Source organism: Pseudomonas fluorescens (assembly GCF_004683905.1).
GTDB classification, from domain to species: Bacteria; Pseudomonadota; Gammaproteobacteria; order Pseudomonadales; family Pseudomonadaceae; genus Aquipseudomonas; species Aquipseudomonas putida_A.
On sequence record NZ_CP038438.1, the window covers coordinates 1,769,958 to 1,785,656 of the forward strand.

At 60.6% G+C, this 15,699-nt stretch carries 15 protein-coding genes; 13 read left to right on the forward strand and 2 right to left on the reverse strand.

The features are described 5' to 3' along the window. Positions 1-74: 74 nt before the first annotated feature. From fleN to E4T63_RS08095, 13 genes are all read left to right on the forward strand, one after another. A complete protein-coding gene (gene fleN / locus E4T63_RS08035) occupies positions 75-905 on the forward strand; it encodes a flagellar synthesis regulator FleN (protein WP_003222917.1) in 831 nt (276 codons plus the stop codon). After that, a complete protein-coding gene (gene fliA, locus E4T63_RS08040) occupies positions 902-1,642 on the forward strand; it encodes an RNA polymerase sigma factor FliA (protein ID WP_007920004.1) in 741 nt (246 codons plus the stop codon). The genes fleN and fliA overlap by 4 nt, the downstream gene beginning before the upstream one ends. A 165-nt stretch (positions 1,643-1,807) precedes the next feature. After that, positions 1,808-2,179 carry a chemotaxis response regulator CheY gene (locus tag E4T63_RS08045; RefSeq protein WP_024012118.1) on the forward strand — a complete coding sequence of 124 codons (372 nt, stop codon included), beginning with the start codon at positions 1,808-1,810 and terminating at the stop codon, positions 2,177-2,179. A gap of 17 nt (positions 2,180-2,196) precedes the next feature. Continuing rightward, a complete protein-coding gene (locus E4T63_RS08050) occupies positions 2,197-2,985 on the forward strand; it encodes a protein phosphatase CheZ (RefSeq protein WP_027613919.1) in 789 nt (262 codons plus the stop codon). Positions 2,986-3,039: 54 nt separating this feature from the next. Further along, positions 3,040-5,331, forward strand: coding sequence for a chemotaxis protein CheA (locus E4T63_RS08055; RefSeq protein WP_135295227.1), 2,292 nt, complete (start codon positions 3,040-3,042; stop codon positions 5,329-5,331). A gap of 49 nt (positions 5,332-5,380) precedes the next feature. Further along, positions 5,381-6,517, forward strand: a complete 1,137-nt coding sequence (locus E4T63_RS08060) for a protein-glutamate methylesterase/protein-glutamine glutaminase (RefSeq protein WP_095139385.1) — start codon at positions 5,381-5,383, stop codon at positions 6,515-6,517. Beyond that, positions 6,517-7,257 (forward strand): flagellar motor protein, encoded by a 741-nt coding sequence (locus E4T63_RS08065; protein ID WP_003222929.1) that lies wholly within the window; start codon positions 6,517-6,519, stop codon positions 7,255-7,257. Before E4T63_RS08060 ends, E4T63_RS08065 begins: the two co-directional genes overlap by 1 nt. A 15-nt stretch (positions 7,258-7,272) precedes the next feature. Continuing rightward, positions 7,273-8,163, forward strand: a complete 891-nt coding sequence (gene motD, locus E4T63_RS08070; RefSeq protein WP_027613922.1) for a flagellar motor protein MotD — start codon at positions 7,273-7,275, stop codon at positions 8,161-8,163. A 43-nt stretch (positions 8,164-8,206) separates the two neighbouring features. Continuing rightward, positions 8,207-8,995, forward strand: coding sequence for a ParA family protein (locus E4T63_RS08075; protein WP_003222933.1), 789 nt, complete (start codon positions 8,207-8,209; stop codon positions 8,993-8,995). A gap of 105 nt (positions 8,996-9,100) precedes the next feature. Beyond that, positions 9,101-10,063: a CheW domain-containing protein gene (locus E4T63_RS08080; RefSeq protein WP_135295228.1), complete on the forward strand. Its 963-nt coding sequence runs from the start codon at positions 9,101-9,103 to the stop codon at positions 10,061-10,063. A 90-nt stretch (positions 10,064-10,153) separates the two neighbouring features. Further along, positions 10,154-10,639, forward strand: a complete 486-nt coding sequence (locus tag E4T63_RS08085; RefSeq protein ID WP_003222936.1) for a chemotaxis protein CheW — start codon at positions 10,154-10,156, stop codon at positions 10,637-10,639. Next, complete coding sequence (locus tag E4T63_RS08090) at positions 10,640-11,032, forward strand: DUF2802 domain-containing protein (protein WP_007961680.1); 393 nt, start codon at positions 10,640-10,642, stop codon at positions 11,030-11,032. 235 nt (positions 11,033-11,267) lie between these two features. Beyond that, the gene (locus tag E4T63_RS08095; RefSeq protein WP_135295229.1) at positions 11,268-13,709 is read left to right on the forward strand and encodes a PIG-L family deacetylase; all 2,442 of its coding nucleotides are present in this window, start codon (positions 11,268-11,270) and stop codon (positions 13,707-13,709) included. Between the two features lie 45 nt (positions 13,710-13,754). Here the strand turns inward: E4T63_RS08095 and E4T63_RS08100 are convergent, their stop codons facing one another. Beyond that, positions 13,755-14,084, reverse strand: a complete 330-nt coding sequence (locus tag E4T63_RS08100; protein ID WP_003222939.1) for an EscU/YscU/HrcU family type III secretion system export apparatus switch protein — start codon at positions 14,082-14,084, stop codon at positions 13,755-13,757. Beyond that, on the reverse strand, positions 14,081-15,661 hold the full coding sequence (locus E4T63_RS08105; protein ID WP_098967859.1) for a flagellar hook-length control protein FliK: 1,581 nt from the start codon (positions 15,659-15,661) through the stop codon (positions 14,081-14,083). Before E4T63_RS08105 ends, E4T63_RS08100 begins: the two co-directional genes overlap by 4 nt. Between the last annotated feature and the right edge of the window lie 38 nt (positions 15,662-15,699).

Genomic DNA, 15,699 nt, shown 5'->3' on the forward strand with positions numbered 1-15,699 from the left:
ATGCATTGTTCCGGTTGAGAACGCGCAGCCAGTAATGTGGCCTCCGTCTATGCAAGACAAGGTAAAGAAATAACATGGGCAGCATGCATCCCGTACAGGTGATCGCGGTGACCGGCGGCAAAGGTGGCGTCGGCAAGACTAACGTGTCAGTGAACTTGTCTCTGGCGCTGGCAGAGCTTGGCCGTCGGGTCATGCTGCTGGACGCTGACCTGGGGCTGGCGAACGTCGACGTTCTGCTGGGACTGACCCCCAAACGTACTCTGGCCGATGTGATCGAAGGCCGCTGTGAGCTGCGCGACGTGCTGTTGCAGGGCCCCGGCGGGATCCGCATCGTGCCGGCCGCTTCCGGCACCCAAAGCATGGTGCACCTGAGCCCGGCGCAACATGCCGGTCTGATTCAGGCCTTCAGCGACATCGGCGACAACCTCGATGTGCTGGTGATCGACACTGCTGCGGGTATCGGTGACTCGGTAGTCAGTTTTGTCCGCGCCGCGCAGGAAGTGTTGCTGGTGGTCTGCGACGAGCCGACCTCGATCACCGACGCCTACGCGCTGATCAAACTGCTCAACCGCGACTACGGCATGAACCGCTTCCGCGTGCTGGCCAACATGGCGCAGAGCCCGCAGGAAGGGCGCAACCTGTTCGCCAAGTTGACCAAGGTCACGGATCGCTTCCTCGACGTCGCCTTACAATACGTCGGCGCCGTGCCGTACGACGAAAGCGTGCGCAAGGCAGTGCAGAAGCAGCGAGCGGTCTATGAAGCCTTTCCGCGTTCCAAGTGCGCGCTGGCGTTCAAGGCGATCGCGCAGAAGGTCGATACCTGGCCGCTGCCTGCCAACCCGCGCGGCCACCTTGAGTTTTTCGTCGAGCGCCTCGTGCAGCAAACAGCAGGGCCTGTGTTATGACCGCGAGCGGTATGAACTACTACAAGAAGTCGGCACGTGACGCGCAGTACGAGTTGATCGAGCGTTACGCGCCACTGGTCAAGCGCATTGCCTATCACTTGCTGGCGCGCTTGCCGGCGAGTGTGCAGGTTGAAGACCTGATTCAGGCCGGGATGATCGGCCTGCTCGAAGTCTCGACCAAATATGACGCCAGCAAAGGCGCCAGTTTCGAAACGTACGCGGGCATCCGGATCCGCGGCGCGATGCTCGATGAAGTGCGCAAAGGGGATTGGGCACCGCGCTCGGTTCACCGCAATACCCGTATGGTCAGCGATGCCATTCGCTCAATTGAAGCTAAAACCGGCCGTGACGCTAAAGATCACGAGGTTGCGGCCGAACTCCAATTGAGTCTCGACGATTACTACGGGATTTTGAATGACACCCTGGGCAGCCGGCTGTTCAGTTTCGACGATCTGTTGCAGGACGGCGAACACGAAGGGCTGCACGAGGATGGCGCCAGTGCTCATCTTGAGCCGTCACGCGATCTGGAAGATGAACGCTTTCAGGCGGCGCTGGCGGACGCGATTGCCAATTTGCCGGAGCGTGAGCGACTGGTGTTGGCGCTGTACTACGACGAAGAGCTGAACCTCAAGGAGATCGGTGAAGTCCTTGGCGTCAGTGAATCGCGGGTCAGCCAGTTACACAGCCAGTGCGCGGCCCGTTTGCGGGGGCGTTTGGGGGAGTGGCGAGCGCGCTGAAGGCAGTGTGGGGACACTGCGAACGAGGCTGGTGCGGTGAGAACGGCACCGGTCTTGCTCTGTTGTGCTCCAGACAGTCTTCGAGTGCTGCGCCGATTGATTGAAGTGGCGCGTCCAGGTGCTGGGCGCGTTTAAGACTGCTTGGAGGTCGAATTGAACAAAGACATGAAAATCCTCATCGTTGATGACTTCTCAACGATGCGGCGGATCATCAAGAACCTGCTGCGCGATCTCGGGTTCACCAACACCGTCGAGGCCGACGATGGCACTACTGCCATTCCGGTACTCAACAGCGGCAGCATCGACTTTCTGGTAACGGACTGGAACATGCCGGGCATGACCGGTATCGACTTGCTGCGCCACGTGCGTGCCGATGAAAAACTCAAGCATCTGCCGGTGCTGATGGTGACCGCTGAAGCCAAGCGCGAGCAAATCATCGAGGCCGCTCAGGCCGGTGTGAACGGCTACGTGGTCAAACCTTTCACGGCTCAGGCGTTGAAAGACAAAATCGAGAAGATTTTCGAACGCATCGGCTGATGACGCGCGGGGGAGCTATGGAGCATAACGAATCTTCACAGGGCGATTTCGAGTCGACCCTGAAAAAACACGCGGTCGAACTGGTCGAGAGCCTTGAAAAAGGCAGGTTCGGCGACGCTGTGCAACTGATCCATGAGCTCAATCAGACCCGTGACCGCGGCCTGTATCAGGAAGTGGGCAAGCTCACACGCGAACTGCACAGTGCGATCGTCAATTTCCAGATCGATCCGCACATGCCGCAGGCCGAGGAAGTGTCGCAAATCACCGACGCCACCGAACGCCTGGGCTATGTGGTCAAGCTGACCGAAGCCGCGGCCAACCGCACCATGGATCTGGTGGAAAGCGCCACCCCGGTGGTCAATGGCCTGGCTGAAGAAGCCCAGGCGCTGAGCACCGATTGGGGCCGCTTCATGCGTCGTGAAGTCGGAGCTGAAGAGTTCCGCGAACTGGCGCGCCGGGTCGACGGTTTTCTGTCACGCAGCAGCACGGACAACCGTGCGGTGTCGAGCAACCTCAACGACATCCTGCTGGCTCAGGATTACCAGGACCTCACAGGTCAAGTGATCAAGCGCGTGACCCAACTGGTCACCGAAGTCGAAAGCAATTTGCTCAAACTCGTCCTCATGGCCAGTCAGGTTGACCGCTTTGCGGGCATCGAACACGACCGTGCCGCGATGCTTGCAGAAAAAGATCCACAAAAACATCTCTCGCAGGGTGAAGGTCCGCAGATTCATGCCGATAAACGAGAAGACGTTGTGTCCGGTCAGGACGATGTGGACGATTTGTTATCCAGCCTCGGATTCTAGAGTTTTGGAATTTTAGGTTTTTTGGGTTTTTAGACCTGTAGGAGCACCCCATTAATGAGCTTCGGCGCCGATGAAGAGATCCTTCAGGATTTCCTGGTTGAGGCCGGCGAGATTCTTGAGCAACTGTCCGAGCAACTGGTCGAGCTGGAAAGCCGCCCGGATGACGCAGATCTGCTCAACGCAATTTTTCGCGGTTTCCACACTGTAAAAGGGGGCGCCGGCTTCCTTCAGCTCAATGAGCTGGTGGAGTGCTGTCACATCGCCGAAAACGTGTTCGACATCCTGCGCAAGGGTGAGCGGCGCGTTGATGCAGAACTGATGGACGTGGTGCTTGAAGCACTGGACGCGGTGAACAGCATGTTCAGCGAAGTCCGTGAACGTGCACCGATCACTGCTGCAACCCCGGAACTGCTGGCCGCCCTGGCGCGTCTGGCCGAGCCGCAAACGGCCGACGAAGCCCCGGCTTCGCCAGTGGCCGAGATGATCGAAGAGCTGGTCGTCGAAGGCGATTCGAGCGATTCGGGCGACATCACCGATAACGAATTTGAACAGCTGCTGGATTCGCTGAACGCCGTCAAGGCCGAAGCCGAAGCCCCGGCTGCTGCTGCTGCTGCTGCACCTGCGCCGGCTGCCGATGCGGCCGCCAGCGATGAAATCACCGACGCCGAATTCGAGTCGTTGCTCGATCAACTGCACGGCAAAGGCCAGTTCGCGCCAGACGCCGTCGCACCGACTGCGGCTGCTCCGGCGGCACCGGCGGCGGGCGACAGCTCGGACATCACCGACGACGAATTCGAAGCACTGCTCGATCAGTTGCATGGCAAGGGCAACTTTGCCGTGGAAGCGCTGGAATCGGCTATCGCCTCGGCACCGGTTGCGCCTGCCGCACCGGCGGCGGCCGCTGCCGGCAGCGATCTGATCAGCGATCACGAGTTCGAATCGCTGCTCGACGAGCTGCACGGCAAAGGCAAGTTCACCGACGTTGGCGCCGCTGCTGCAGGCACCGCGTCGACTGTGGCCGCGCCTGCCGCCAAGGCTGCTGCCGCTCCGGCCGCTGTGCCTAAGGCTGCGCCCAAGCCTGAGCCGAAAGCCGAAGCGCCAAAACCGGCCGCCGCTGCTGCACCGGCGCCGGCCCGTGCTGCCGCTGCTCCGCCGCCGGAAAAACCGGCGAGCGAAGCCGAGACCACCGTGCGGGTCGATACCGCGCGTCTCGACGAAATCATGAACATGGTCGGCGAGCTGGTGCTGGTGCGTAACCGTCTGGTGCGCCTGGGTCTCAACAGCGGCGACGAAGCCATGTCCAAGGCCGTGTCGAACCTCGACGTGGTCACGGCTGACTTGCAGACCGCGGTGATGAAGACCCGGATGCAGCCGATCAAGAAGGTCTTCGGGCGCTTCCCGCGTCTGGTTCGCGACCTCGCGCGTCAGCTGAAGAAAGAGATCAATCTGGAACTGGTGGGTGAAGAAACCGACCTCGACAAAAACCTTGTCGAGGCCCTGGCCGACCCGTTGGTCCACTTGGTGCGTAACGCTGTCGACCACGGCATCGAATCGCCGGAAGAGCGCGAAGCTTCGGGCAAGGCCCGTGGCGGTCGCGTGGTACTGGCCGCCGAGCAGGAAGGCGATCACATCCTGTTGTCGATCTCCGACGACGGCAAGGGCATGGACCCGAACGTGCTGCGTTCGATCGCAGTAAAACGCGGTGTGATGGACAAGGACGCGGCCGATCGCCTGAGCGATACCGAGTGCTACAACCTGATTTTCGCCCCGGGTTTCTCGACCAAGACCGAGATCTCCGACGTGTCCGGCCGCGGTGTCGGCATGGACGTGGTGAAAACCAAGATTTCCCAGCTCAACGGTTCGATCAACATCTACTCGACCAAGGGCCAGGGCTCGAAGATCGTCATCAAGGTGCCGCTGACGCTGGCGATCATGCCGACCCTGATGGTGATGCTCGGCAATCAGGCGTTTGCGTTCCCGTTGGTCAACGTCAACGAAATCTTCCACCTCGACCTGTCGACCACCAACGTGGTGGATGGCCAGGAAGTGGTGATCGTGCGGGACAAGGCGCTGCCATTGTTCTACCTCAAGCGCTGGCTGGTCAGCTCCGCCGCTCACGAAGAGCAGCGCGAAGGCCATGTGGTGATCCTTTCGGTGGGCACCCAGCGGATCGGCTTCGTCGTCGATCAACTGGTCGGCCAGGAAGAAGTGGTCATCAAGCCATTGGGCAAAATGCTGCAGGGCACTCCGGGCATGTCCGGCGCCACCATCACCGGTGACGGCCGCATCGCGCTGATCCTTGATGTTCCAAGCATGCTCAAGCGTTACGCGACGAAGCGTATTTGAATCCGGGGCAGCGGGGCGACGACGTCCCGCTGCACCTAATGGAGTGTTTATGGCAGTCAAAGTCCTGGTGGTGGACGATTCGGGTTTTTTCCGCCGCCGCGTCTCGGAAATTCTTTCAGCGGATCCGAGCATCCAGGTGGTCGGTACGGCCACCAACGGTAAAGAGGCGATCGATCAGGCCCTGGCCCTCAAGCCGGACGTGATCACCATGGACTACGAGATGCCGATGATGGATGGCATCACGGCGGTGCGGCACATCATGCAGCGCTGCCCGACTCCGGTGTTGATGTTCTCCTCGCTGACGCACGAAGGCGCCCGGGTTACCCTGGATGCGCTGGACGCCGGTGCGGTGGATTTCCTGCCGAAGAATTTCGAAGACATCTCGCGCAACCCCGAGAAGGTCAAGCAACTGCTGTGCGAGAAGGTCCACAGCATCTCGCGCAGCAATCGTCGTTTCAGTGCCTACAGTGCGCCGGCTCCGGCCGCTGCACCGACGCCTGCGCCAGCCCCGGCGGCCTCGAGTTTCAGCAGCCACAGCGCTGCTGCTCCGACGCGTCCGGCGCCGGCTCCAGCACCTGCGCGTGCGCCAGCCGCCAGCGCGTCGTCGCCGGCACCGAAACGCAAAGCCTACAAACTGGTTGCCATCGGGACTTCGACCGGCGGCCCGGTTGCCCTGCAACGGGTGCTGACCCAATTGCCGGCGAACTTCCCGGCGCCGATCGTGCTGATCCAGCACATGCCGGCGGCGTTCACCAAGGCGTTTGCCGAGCGCCTGGACAAGCTGTGCCGCATCAGCGTGAAAGAGGCCGAGGATGGCGACATCCTGCGTCCGGGCCTGGCGCTGCTGGCGCCGGGTGGCAAGCAGATGATGATCGACGGCCGTGGCGCGGTGAAAATCCTGCCGGGCGACGAGCGTCTGAATTACAAGCCGTGCGTGGACATCACCTTCGGTTCCGCAGCCAAGTCCTACGGTGACAAAGTTCTGGCGGTGGTCCTCACCGGCATGGGCGCCGACGGCCGTGAAGGCGCGCGTCTGCTCAAGCAGGGCGGCAGCTCGGTATGGGCGCAAGACGAAGCCAGTTGCGTGATCTACGGCATGCCGATGGCCATCGTCAAAGCCGATCTGGCTGACGCGGTTTACGGCCTGGACGACATCGGCAAGCACATCGTCGAGGCGTGTATCTGATGGATGTTCTAAGCCTTATCGGGATCATCATGGCGTTCGTCGCCATCATCGGCGGCAACTACCTTGAAGGCGGCCACCTCGGCGCGCTGGCCAACGGCCCGGCGGCGCTGATCGTGCTCGGTGGCACCATCGGTGCCGCGCTGTTGCAATCGCCGATGAGCGCCTTCAAGCGCGCCATGCAGATTCTCGCCTGGATCCTGTTTCCACCACGGGTGGATCTGGCCGGCGGCATCGATCGGGTGGTCAACTGGAGCCTTACCGCACGCAAGGAAGGCCTGCTCGGGCTGGAAGGCGTCGCTGATGCCGAGCCGGACAACTACTCGCGCAAGGGCCTGCAACTGCTGGTCGATGGCGCCGAGCCGGAAGCGATCCGCAGCATTCTCGAAGTGGATTTCTACACCCAGGAAGCCCGCGACATCGAGGCTGCCAAAGTTTTCGAAAGCATGGGCGGCTATGCGCCGACCATCGGCATCATCGGTGCGGTGATGGGCCTGATTCATGTGATGGGCAACCTCGCTGATCCGACCCAATTGGGCAGCGGTATTGCCGTGGCATTCGTCGCGACCATCTACGGCGTGGCCAGTGCCAACCTGGTGTTGCTGCCGGTGGCGGCCAAGCTCAAGTCAATCGCGTTGCGGCAGTCGCGTTATCGCGAAATGTTGTTGGAAGGTATTTTGTCGATCGCCGAAGGTGAAAACCCTCGCTCTATCGAGCTGAAGCTTCAGGGCTTCATGGATTGATGGGGGTAATGGACTATGGCTCGCCGCAGGCATCAGGAAGAACACGTTAATCACGAGCGCTGGCTCGTGTCCTACGCGGATTTCATCACGCTGCTGTTCGCGTTCTTCGTGGTGATGTACTCGATCTCGTCGATCAACGAAGGCAAGTACAAGGTCATTTCCGAAGCGCTGATCGGGGTTTTCACTGACTCCGATCGCTCGCTCAAGCCGATCCCGATCGGTGAGGAACGGCCGAAAACCGTGACCCCGGCCAAGCCGCTGGTCAAGGACAGCGAGCAGGTCGATGCCGGTATCGCCGGGGCCAGCGATCCGCTGAAAAGCATTGCCGATGACATCAGTGCCGCGTTCGGCGACTTGATCGCTTCCAACCAGATGACCGTGCGCGGCAACGAGTTGTGGGTCGAGATCGAACTCAATTCCAGCCTGTTGTTCGGCAGTGGCGACGCAATGCCGAGTGATATCGCGTTCAACATCATCGACAAGGTCGCGGCGATCCTCAAACCTTTCGACAACCCGATTCACGTCGAAGGCTTCACCGACGATCAGCCGATCCGCACCGCGCAGTACCCGACCAACTGGGAACTGTCCTCGGCGCGTTCGGCGAGTATCGTGCGGATGCTGGCGATGCAGGGCGTCAACCCCGGGCGTCTGGCCTCGGTGGGTTACGGTGAGTTTCAGCCGGTGGCCAACAACGCCACCGCCGAAGGCCGGGCGAAAAACCGTCGTGTGGTGCTGGTGGTGTCGCGCAACCTCGATGTGCGCCGCAGTCTGACCGGTACCGGTACTGCCAATGCACAACCGGACGCGGCATTGAAGCGCGCTGGCACACAAACTGCACCGTCCCCGGTCAAGACGCCGGGACGCGAGAGTGCCGTCAATTCTCCGTCGCCCGCATTAATACGCTGAGCTATGTCTCGGTCGAGCATCTCGGCCGGGAGGAACGAACCGAATGAGAGTCTGGGCAGTCGCCAATCAAAAGGGTGGTGTCGGTAAAACCACATCTTCCATCGCTTTAGCCGGATTGCTGGCGGAGGCGGGCAAGCGCGTGGTTGTGGTCGATCTCGACCCGCACGGCTCGATGACCAGCTATTTCGGCTACGACCCCGACAGCCTGGAACACAGCAACTACGACCTGTTTTTGCACAAGGGCAGCGTGCCGCAAGGCTTGCCCGGGCAGTTGCTGCTGTCGACCAGCGACGAACGCATTTCCCTGTTGCCGTCGAGTACCGCACTGGCCACCCTCGAGCGCCAGTCGCCGGGGCAGAGTGGCCTGGGCCTGGTGATCGCCAAGAGTCTGGCGCAGCTGTGGCAGGACTTCGATTACGCGATCATCGACAGCCCGCCGTTGCTCGGCGTGCTGATGGTCAACGCTCTGGCCGCGAGCCAGCAACTGGTGATCCCGGTGCAGACCGAGCACCTGGCCGTCAAAGGTCTGGAGCGCATGGTCAACACCCTGGCGATGATCAACCGCTCGCGCAAACAGGCGCTGCCGTTCAGCATCGTGCCGACCCTGTTCGACCGCCGCACCCAAGCATCGCTGGGCACCTTGCGCGTGCTGCGTGACAAATTCCCCGAAGAGATCTGGCAGGGTTACATCCCGGTCGATACCCGTCTGCGCGACGCCAGCCGGGCCGGGGTCACGCCTTCGCAGTTCGACGGCAAGAGTCGTGGCGTGCTGGCGTACCGCGCGCTGCTCAAGCATCTGCTGGCGCAACAACTTGTTCCGCAGGTGGCCTGAGATGACCGTGTTCCGATCACGCATGCCTGAATTGCACAAATCCTGTGGGAGCGAGCCTGCTCGCGAAGCTGGCGACGCGGTTTCCCTGTCAGGCGCTGTTGACCGATGAACCGCCCAATCAAGCTGACATCGCGTCCGCAACTGGCGTTGCAGTCCTATCTGGACAGCTTGCTGCAGGAAATCCCTGACGAGTTGCCGCCAGTGGAAGTGCCGGTCGAGGCGCCGGTCGAGGTGGTCGAAAGTGCTGCGGCGCTGGATGAATTCCAGGCTGCGGTACTGGAAGAGCAGGCGCGTGATGCGCAGAAAACCACCAAACCTGCCGCCCCGGTTGCCGCGCCTGCCGCCGCACCGATCGCCAAGGCGCCAGTGGCGTTGATCGAAGAAGCCGAGCCGCCACGCGCGCCGGTTTCGACACTCGCACCGCTGCTGCAAACCCAATTGCTGAAAACCGCGCCGGAACCGGTCGTGGCCGAACCGGCGCCGGTGGCACCGGCACCCGTCGAACAGACGCTGGTGCCGCCAGTGGTGGAAGTGCACCTGCCACCGAGCAACACGCCGCCACCGGTGGAAACCGATGGCCGTCCGGCCTGGGCCTCGGAAGCCTTCGAATGCCTGTTGTTCGATGTTGCCGGGCTGACGCTGGCGGTGCCGCTGGTGTGCCTCGGTTCGATCTATTCGCTGGCTGGCCACGAGTTGACGCCGCTGTTCGGGCAGCCGGAATGGTTCCTCGGGATTCTGCCGAGCCAGGCCGGCAATCTGAAAGTGTTGGACACGGCGCGTTGGGTCATGCCGGATCGCTATCGCGATGACTTCCGTCAGGGCCTGCAGTACGTGATTTCGGTACAAGGTTACGAATGGGGCCTGGCGGTGCATCAGGTCAGCCGTTCGTTGCGCCTGGACCCGAATGAAATCAAATGGAGAAGTCACCGGGGTCAGCGGCCATGGCTTGCCGGCACGGTGATCGAGCACATGTGTGCATTACTTGATGTAGCCGCGCTGGCCGAGTTGATCGCCAGCGGCGGGGCAAAGCACTTGGGCGGCCACAAGCCGCTACATAAATCGACATAGCAGCCGACATAACAGTCAGGCGAAGGCATTTTTCAATGCCTCCACACAGAACACACACCGCCCAGTGCGGTTTTTTCGAGGGGTCAGGGTATGAGTAGTCAGGCGACGAATGCAAAAGGTTCTGAAGATCCGATCCTGCAATGGGTGACCTTCAAGCTGGACAACGAAACCTACGGCATCAACGTGATGCGCGTTCAGGAAGTCCTGCGTTACACCGAAATCGCGCCGGTACCGGGTGCGCCAAGCTACGTGCTGGGCATCATCAACCTGCGCGGTAACGTGGTCACCGTGATCGACACCCGTCAGCGCTTCGGCCTGAACAGCGGCGAGATCAGCGACAACACCCGTATCGTCATCATCGAAGCCGACAAGCAAGTGGTCGGGATCATGGTCGACAGCGTCGCTGAAGTGGTTTACCTGCGTCAGTCGGAAATCGAGACCGCGCCAAACGTCGGCAACGAAGAGTCGGCCAAGTTCATCCAGGGCGTGTGCAACAAGAACAACGAGTTGCTGATCCTGGTCGAGCTGGACAAGATGATGAGCGAAGAAGAATGGTCGGAACTGGAGAGCATCTGATTGATTCTCGAGGTGGCGGTCATTGTCCTGTTCCTCTTTTGGGCAGGCACGCTGGCAATGTTTCTGGCGTACATCAAGGCGCAGCGGGTGATCGCTGCGCAACAGGCTCAGGGCGACGCGCTGCGTGATCAGCGCATCAAGGACCTGGCCAAGCGTGTCGACGACTATCAGAACGGCAACGTGCGCATGGGCGAAGCCCTGCACGAGCTGCGCTCGGTCGTCGGTCCGTTGCCGGACAAGATTGTCGCGCTGGAACAACGCGACCCGTCGAGCCTGTCGTTCGCCCAGGCGGCGAAACTGGTGGGGATGGGCGCGAGCGTCGATGAGCTGACCCAGTCCTGCGGCTTGACCCAGGCTGAGGCGGAGTTGATGCGCAAGCTGCACAGAAGCTGATATGCGTAGAGGCATGTCATTTGAATAAGAATCGCCGGTCATGCCGGCGATTTTTTTTGCGCTCGATTTTGTTGCCTGATTCGCCCATGGCCGTCTGTCTGAACTGTTATTTCTGACAGTAGAGAATTTCGCTCATCGCTCCTCACACTGCTCGTGACTCGCGATAGTCCCGTCGGCTTTTCAGGCAGACGCGTCTGATCGCCAATTCACCGATCCAGCCAATCGTGGAGTGGGTATGCATTTGCCAGCCAGAATCGAGCGCGTGAAAAAAGTCCGGTCACCCGGTGTTACCGCCCTGTGGCTGGCAGTCGTGCTGCTCCTGACGGCTTGTCAGGCTCAGGTCAGCAGGCTTGCTCCAGAAGCCAATATTGCCGACCGGCAAAATTGTCACGGTGTCCACCTGGTCAATGTCGTTGCGCATATGGACGACGATCTGCTGTTTATTGATCCGCGGATTTCGCAAGTTCTGGCTGCCGGCGGCTGTGTGACCAGTATCTTCATGAACGGTGGCAGTTCTGGCGCCGGCTTCGACTATGTGCTGAAGCGCGAAAGCGCGTCGAGAAAAGCCTATGAAAAAATGCTGGGTTTTGCGACCGGATGGACGCCTAACCTGATATTCACTGATTCAGCCATTGTGATGAGCGTCAAGGCCAATGAGCGACCTGGATTGAAGCTCATATATTTGCGTGTGCCGGGAGGGGACGTTCGTGGTGGAGATGTGCCGCTGGCCGATTTGCTCGACCTCGATAAAACTGTTCGGAGTTGGCCCTATCTGGACTCGGCTTCAGGTCCGGTAAACCTCTACAGTCGAACATCTTTCGTGCAGCTCTTGACCGAACTGATCGTCAATGAAGGAGCCACCCGGGTGTATGCACTCAATCCGGACACCGTTGCGTACACGGAGCATCCTGACCATATTTATTCGGCACGTTTGACGCGCCTGGCCTTGCGCGGAATCAGTGCAGATATCCCGGTGATTTATCACGAGACCTATCCCTCGGCGGCCGTCGCTCCTAACGTGGACCCGGCAGCGGTGCAGGCGAAACGGCATGTTGTCGCCAGCTACTTTCACTTTGAAGGGGCTGAGCCAGTCAGCAGTGCGTACAGTGAAGCCACCTGGAATGGCAATTGGGTGGCGCGACTGAATTTCACGCTCAGCCATGCTCACGCCGCCGGGCCACTGGTCAATATCCCTTTCAGACCGCTAGTCAATTTCCAGACGCAACAGTGCCTGGTTGCCAATGGATTGGGGCAGCAGGTGACACTGGATGGATGTGAGCCAGACGCTGACCAGCGCTGGGCGTTTGTGCCCTCCGACATTGCAGTCGGCGCGAGCAGGGGAGTTGCGCTGCTGAAAACAGCCTCTGGCCATTGCATAGCGCGTCAGAATGGCCAATTGATCGAACGCGCATGTGAAAGCAATGAGCCCTCTCAACACTGGACTCCGTGGGATTTCGGGAAAATTTATGTTCCCGGAGCGCAGGGGCAATGCCTGGACGGAGTACAGCCGAGCTTGATAGCGGATTGCATGGAGTTTGCGGGTTCTACGTTGTGGGTGCGCAGCGTCGATAACATCGACAGCAATGATTCGATGGAAGTGGCGCTGACGGGGGATGTCATCGGTGACGGGACGAACCGGACGGTGCAAGTGCAGCGCCGGCAGGATGGTCCAGGTGTCGATATTTGGGTCACGTCGCTGGACGCAGACGCGATTGCATCCGAGAAATGGTATGAGAACAGACCTCCATTTGATCCAGACTCTTTTGATTCCGGGTGTGCTACAGCGATTTGCTACGACGCTACGCGCTATCTGCTGGCGGATTTCACAGGTGACGGCAAGGCTGATCTGATGGCGATATCGCCCGGAAAAGCTGACGAAACCATTTTCAGGCTATTGAAGAATGAAGGCGGGCATTTTGCTGATCCGATTATCTGGCGTTCGGTTCAGCAAGGGCATGCCTACCGGCAAGCTCAGCAATATCTGGCTGGCGACTTCAGAGGCGTCGGCAAGCAAGATGTGTTGATCGTGCAAACCCTGAATAACACAGTGTCCGATTTCTGGCTGATGGAGAATAAAGGGGCGAGTCTGGGCGTTCCTGCTCACTGGGGAGATGCCCGAAAAAACCCATTGCCGGCCCACTTCTACAGCGCCAGGCTGGACAACGATGGCAAAGATGATGTGCTCGCTGTTGATTCAAGTGCACAGTTCTTGAAGCTGCTCACCTACAGGAGTAGCGGCCGTTCTCTGGATTTTGAGAAAGCCTTGGAGTTGCCGGGCTTTTATTCTGCGCGTTCAAAGACCGCAGTGCTGGATTCGCCGATTACCAAACTGACCGATGTATGGGTGCTGCACGCTCGATCAGACGGTAGTGATATCAATTTCTGGAAAGTCGCAAATCTTGGCGGCGGAGAGTTCGAAGAGCCTTCGTCTCCGGCTTTCGAGACGAGCGTGCTTAATTGGGCCGACGTGCGGCCTTATGGGCTGGGGACGGGCAGGCAGATCCTGCTTCCCTATCGCGTCAACGATCCTGTGCATGAGTATTACTGGCGAATCGGGAAAATCGGCTTCAAGGCACTGAATCTGTCCGAGCAAGGTATGCCCGTCGGGATCAAGGATTATGGTCGCTCACAACGGTTTGAATGGGCGAACCTGCAGTGGCGAGCGCGTTTGAATTGAATATCGAGCGAGAGCGCGTGCATCTGGGCTTGTCTCCGGCGCGGCCTAGTAATCATCCCCGCGTTCGGTAACGTCCTTCTCGACCATCGGCGCATCCGGATCCTGCCCCTCGGGGAATTTCCCCTTCAGATTCCACGCGAACGCGATGATCTCGGCGATCGTGCGGTACAGCTCCTCGGGAATGCTGTCGCCCAGTTCCATCCGCGCCAACAGCCGCACCAGCTCGGCGTTTTCATAGATCGGCACTTCGCAATCGCGGGCGATGCGCAGGATTTCTTCGGCCAGTTCCTCATCGCCCTTGGCGGTGAGGGTCGGGGCGTGGTTGCCGTCGTATTTGAGGGCGATGGCCTGGCGTGGAGCAGTGGAATCGTTCATGCGGTTTCGTCGACCCAGCGGTGTTCGAGGCGGGTTTGATTGCCTTGCGGCGGGGTGCCGAGGTGGCAATCGAGATCGCCGACATTCAGCCCGCGATCGAGCAGGCGCTGACGCAGGGCGAACAGATTGGTTTCGATCAGGTCGGCGGTGTATGGGCGCTCGGCCCAGAGCTGACTCGACAGGCTGCCGGCAATCAACTGCGCCTGAATCTGCATCGGCCCCAACGGCTCCATGTCGAACGCCAGGTCGACGCGCCACAGCTGCTGTTTGGGTTCGCGTTCGTCACGGCGTTCGTTGGGTTGCGGTTCTCTTTCCGGCGCTTCTTCGCGCTGAAACTTGACCTGCAACGGCACGATGTCCTGCAGGTTGCGCATGGGGATTTCCAGCTGCCAGGTGCTGAGCAGGCGACCATCGTCGGTGAGCCCGGTCTGTTCCAGGCTCGACAGTTGATGGCTTTGCAGGCGCGACACGGCTGCCGCGGCGAGGCGCAGCAGATGTTCCAGATCGCCTTCACCTTCGAGGCTTTGCAGCAGGCGGTCGGGCAGCGGGAAACTGTTGGGCAGCGGTTTGGCGCTGACCTGACCGAGGGTGCCGAGGGCGTTGCGCACGAAGCTCGGCAGAGCTTGCGCCAGCGTGTTGGCGGCGATGATCGCGTTGAAACTGGCATTGCCCGGCGCACCCGGCGACAGTTGCGCGATCAGCTTGAGCAGATCGGCTTTCATGTCCGGGGCCAGCGCCGGATTCTGTCCGGTCAGCAATTTGGCTTCGAGGAAGGCGCCGCTGTTGGCCAGGGCCAGCGCCACGCCTTTGGCGGTGCTCATTTGCTGCACATCGGGCAGGTTGGCGAGCAGGCGCGTGACGGCAGCGCGCAGATCCTGCGAGGTCTGATCGTCGTCGCTCGGCAGGTTTTGCAGAGCATTGAGCAAACCGTCCAGCGAACCTTGGCGAGTCTGCTGGCCGAGCAGTTGCTGGCTCACCGCCAATTGCTCCTGACGGCTGCTCAGTGGCACGAACTTGAGGGTTTGCGAGTCTTCGACCAGTGCCGAGAGCAGGGTGCCGATGCGCAGTGGTGTCGGGCTGTCGATGTCCAGTGTGGCGCCACTTTGCGCGGTGTTGAGCAGGCTCACCAGTGAGCGGTACACCGTCGGCTGTCCCGGCACTTGCGGCAGTGTCTGCGAGGTCAGCACCTTGCCTTGCAGCAGCGTGCCGACCGGCAACTGCGCGGTGTCGATGCGGGTGAGGGCGGCGACGCTGCTGGCAATCGCCTGTTGCACGGTGATCGCCAGATTGCCCGCCGACGGCTGGGTGACGGCCAGGTTGGTGCCGGTCGGCAACGGCAGGTTGCTGCTGGCTTGCACGGTGGTCTGCCGGCCGCCGTCGACGGTCACCTTGAGCAGCAGTTGAAAGGTCTGATCCGCCTGCTTGAGTGACAACACCTCGGCCTGGGCGCTTTGCCCGGCGCCGATCAAGCCTTCGACCGGGGTCAACAGCTTGAGCAACTCACCGCTCATCACCAGCGGACGCGTGTTCGCCGGGGTGGTGGGCGGCAGCGGGAGGATGTTCATTTCGCCTGTCATACGCGGACACAACCTGAGGAAATTGCGCTCTTGGGAGT